The organism is Psychrobacter sp. TB55-MNA-CIBAN-0194 (assembly GCF_040309505.1).
In the GTDB taxonomy this organism is placed as follows: domain Bacteria; phylum Pseudomonadota; class Gammaproteobacteria; order Pseudomonadales; family Moraxellaceae; genus Psychrobacter; species Psychrobacter fozii.
In genome coordinates, this window is sequence record NZ_JBEOOW010000368.1 from 1 (window position 1) to 266 (window position 266).

General features: G+C 39.8%; 1 protein-coding gene. It reads right to left on the reverse strand.

The annotated features are described in order from the left end of the window. Nucleotides 1-266 (reverse strand): hypothetical protein (locus AAEY75_RS15490; RefSeq protein WP_352260088.1); only part of this gene is annotated, 266 nt, incomplete at both ends.

The following is a 266-nucleotide window of genomic DNA, read 5'->3' on the forward strand; positions in this document are numbered from 1 at the left end:
GCCATCTTCATCAACACTTCTCGCGTTTGGAAAAGCCTTAACAAACGCTGCAATCATCTCAGGTTCACGCAGCATCAATGGCTTACCATAACTGACATAACCCATTTTTTTGATGTTTTCCAATAAGCTATGGTCACGATTAAGCTGCATTAATTGCAACGTTTGCATATTTTCCCAAGGATAAAATTTATCAAGTCCCAAAGACTGGCCTAACTCTTTGAATATTTGCCAGCTTGGGCGTGTATTCCCAATAGTTTCAACAACAC